Source organism: Paraperlucidibaca sp. (assembly GCF_982810325.1).
Genome location: NZ_CEYEMI010000065.1, coordinates 1 through 3242, shown reverse-complemented (window position 1 = coordinate 3242; position 3242 = coordinate 1). Strand labels below are relative to the sequence as shown.

The window sequence follows — 3242 nt, the reverse complement described above, 5'->3', positions numbered from 1 at the left end:
GACGGATAAAGGGTGTTCAGCGACGACGCTGACAATGCAGGCATATTGCTTCTGCGCAACGCGCCAAACGTGAAGGTCAGTGAGCTCGGCGCGTGGGCTCATTGAGGCGATGGACTTCTCAATGGCTTTGACGATCGGCGCATCCATTTCAGCGTCAAGCAAGACGCGGCTAGTGTCGCGAATTAGGCCATAAGCCCAAAAGCTCACCAGTGCGGCACCAACGATTCCCATTATGGGATCAAGCCAGTCGGCACCCCAGAATTTGCCGCCTATAAGGGCGATGATGGCGAGCACAGAGGTGGCGGCGTCGGTAATGACGTGGATATAGGCTGAACGTAAGTTTAGGTCATGATGCTCGTGGCCATGTTCGAGATCATGATCGTCGTGCCCATGCGCGTCATGGCTGTGGCCATGCGTATGGTCATCTCGCAATAGCCATGCGCAAACAATGTTTACCACCAGACCAAGGCTGGCTAGGGCAATGGCCTCGTTATAGAAAATTGGGCTTGGTGAAAGCAGGCGTTCACATGACTGGAAAAGCATTAGGCCGGCAACGAGTATCAATAAAATCGCGCTGGTGTAACCACCCAATATTTCTATTTTCCAGGTGCCAAAGTTGAAGCGGCGATCGTTGGCGTAGCGCCTTGCGGCGGCATAGGCCAGCAAAGATAAGCCTAAGGCGAGCGTGTGTGAGCTCATATGCCAGCCGTCGGCGAGCAGGGCCATGGAGTTGTATATCCAGCCGCCAGCAATTTCTGCGCACATCATTATTGCGGTGATTATGACGACGATAAGCGTTTTGCGTTCGGCCGATGGGTTACCTTCGTGGAAGCTGTGGCCGTGCGAGAATAGGGAAGCGCTTGCTAAGTTGGACATTAGATCTGCTCGTGAAGGGCTATTTCAATATACTATACCCCAGTATTGTATTTTACATAAAGGACGGCGTGCTATGGCTCATATGCATCAGAACAATAAAAAGCTCTTAACGAGAATCCGGCGCATCAAAGGCCAGTCGGAAAGCTTGGAGCGCGCTATCGAAAGTGGGGCCGAATGCGCCGCCATATTGCAGCAAGTAGCGGCAATTCGCGGCGCAGTGAATGGCCTGATGACAGAGATATTAGAAGGGCATATCCGCGAGCATTTAGGCCCAGTTGATGTCACGCCGGAGGAGCGTAGCAAGGACGTTGAGCAGGTGATTGCGGTGCTGCGCTCGTATCTTAAGTAGGCATCAAGCAGGGCTGCTAAACCTTAATACTTTGCCAGTTACCCTTGCGCCAAATATGGCTAAAAATACTAACTTGTATTGCGCGGTACGCTACTTGTAATAGCCAAATGGCCATCAGGCCGCCACCCCATACCGGCCCAATGAGCCAGGCTAATGGCAGAAATACGCACCATTGCATCAGCAGCGAAACCTGCATTACGGCTTTGCTAGCGCCAACGCCAAATAGCGCATTCATCAAAATCATGCCAACGCCATCGAAGGCAATGAAGAGGCCGATGATGCGCAGTGGCCAGATCGCTAGCTGCATCGTTTCCGTCTCATGAATAAACACAGATAGCAGCAGTTCGGGCACGACCACCATGGGGATACCCAGCACCGCGAGCAAATAAAAGCCGATCTTGCTGACATCCCAGCCCCATTGTTTGGCATCGGCGATATTACCTTTGCCCATGGCCTGGCCTGCTAGCGTGGCCGCCGTGAGCCCAAGTGCTATGCCCGGCAGTAGCGCCACCAACATGATATTTACCAGCACATTGCCGGCAGCTAATTCGGCGGTGCCCACTTTGCCAATAATCCAAAATAATGCGGTAAGTCCTGCTGCGAAAAAGAACTGCTGAATGGAGGAGGGTATCGACAGGCGCAGCATGTTAACGAGTACGCCCTTACTCGGTAGGGCGTGTAAAAAGCTGTGCGCAGATGCATGGCGATGGCCAAGAAAAAAGTAGATGGCGGTGCCAGTGGCTAGCGAGAGCGTCGTGCCCAGACCGGCACCATAGACGCCTAAAGCGGGAATGCCCGCGTGACCGTAAATGAGTACGTAGTTGAGGCAAACGTTGAGCACATTCATGATCAATAAAGTACGGAAGTACAGCTGTGGCATGGAGATGCCGTTCCAATAACCACGAAACGCGAAGTTCATGCCCACGAAAATCATGCCGATAAGGCGCACTTGCAGGTACTCAGTGCCCAATGGCTGCACGGCGGGGTCATCCACTAAATAGGGGAAGAGCCAGGGCGTGAGAAAATAAAACAGAATCGATAATGGTAGTCCGATAGCGACAGCCAACAGCAAGCCGCCATTGAGCGGGCCTGCCATGATGGCCTCGTTGCCTTCACCTTTACGCCGAGCCGCAGTTGCCTGCACGGCGGTCGATAATCCTAGGATTATCGAGAAGCACATGAAGTTTGCGAAGCCGGCAATGCCAACCGCCGCCAAGGCATTCGCTCCCAACGATCCGACCATGGCGGTATCGACCAAGTTCATGATGTTTTGCGAAGTCATGCCACCAATAATTGGTAGCGCCAAGGTAAGAATAGTGCGGCGACGATCGGGCGACATGAGCTACCTAATGTTGAGTGTGTAAATACTAATTAGATCCAAACTCATTGTGTGAGTGATGAAGTCTTTCAATGGAAACTCACTCTTCATATAGCGCTCGACGTACTCTGGCAGTTCGCTGCTACGGTAGCAGCTCATCAGTGCTTTATGGAACCAGACTGATGACGACATTTATGACGCCTGAACGTGTGTGGGAAATTTGGCTAAATGCAGACTGTGATAGGTCGATAATTCGGCCTCTAATGAAGGGGCCTCGGTCGTTAATTCTTACGACTACGCTGTCGCCATTTTCAGTATTTGTAACCTTTACCTTAGTGCCAAAAGCCAAGCTTCTATGAGCGGCGGTGTGCTTGTCTTGTTGATACAGTTCGCCGCTAGCCGTTTTACGGTTTTCGAATTTATCGGCGTAGAAAGAGGCTTGCCCAAGGGCTGTAAAGCCAGCGTTTTTAGTGGGCGTTGTGCTACAGCCAAATAAGCTTAAACAGGCCATAAACGTAAATAGCGTGATTCGTATTTTCTTCATAACGTATTCCTGATGGTTAACTTGCCAGTACCGATTCATATTGGCTCTCTGGGTGTAAGCTTCAATGATTCACATGTCAAAAATGGGTGAGCGATTATGGCAACACATCACGCAGCTGAAGGCGAGGTCGTATGCCTCAAGACTTGGGCGAATGA

General features: G+C 51.4%; 4 protein-coding genes. 1 reads left to right on the top strand and 3 read right to left on the bottom strand.

Annotation, left to right across the window (positions count from 1 at the left end; genetic code table 11):
- A partial coding sequence (gene dmeF, locus AC3DKE_RS11130; RefSeq protein ID WP_487990734.1) for a CDF family Co(II)/Ni(II) efflux transporter DmeF occupies positions 1–876 on the bottom strand: 876 nt, incomplete at its 3' end.
- Positions 877–949: 73 nt separating this feature from the next.
- On the opposite strand from dmeF, the gene AC3DKE_RS11125 reads away from it, so the two are divergent.
- Positions 950–1225, top strand: a complete 276-nt coding sequence (locus AC3DKE_RS11125; protein WP_487990733.1) for a metal/formaldehyde-sensitive transcriptional repressor — start codon at positions 950–952, stop codon at positions 1223–1225.
- Between the two features lie 16 nt (positions 1226–1241).
- On the opposite strand, the gene AC3DKE_RS11120 is transcribed toward AC3DKE_RS11125, so the two are convergent.
- Together AC3DKE_RS11120 and AC3DKE_RS11115 are read right to left on the bottom strand one after the other, a co-directional pair.
- The gene (locus tag AC3DKE_RS11120; RefSeq protein ID WP_487990731.1) at positions 1242–2564 is read right to left on the bottom strand and encodes an MATE family efflux transporter; all 1323 of its coding nucleotides are present in this window, start codon (positions 2562–2564) and stop codon (positions 1242–1244) included.
- Between the two features lie 145 nt (positions 2565–2709).
- Positions 2710–3087, bottom strand: coding sequence for a septal ring lytic transglycosylase RlpA family protein (locus AC3DKE_RS11115; protein WP_487990730.1), 378 nt, complete (start codon positions 3085–3087; stop codon positions 2710–2712).
- Between the last annotated feature and the right edge of the window lie 155 nt (positions 3088–3242).

Excerpts from the sequence above, each read along its gene's own strand:
- AC3DKE_RS11125 (WP_487990733.1), top strand. The coding sequence starts at position 950 with ATGGCTCATATGCATCAGAACAATAAAAAGCTCTTAACGAGAATCCGG.
- AC3DKE_RS11120 (WP_487990731.1), bottom strand. The coding sequence starts at position 2,564 with ATGTCGCCCGATCGTCGCCGCACTATTCTTACCTTGGCGCTACCAATT.
- AC3DKE_RS11115 (WP_487990730.1), bottom strand. The coding sequence starts at position 3,087 with ATGAAGAAAATACGAATCACGCTATTTACGTTTATGGCCTGTTTAAGC.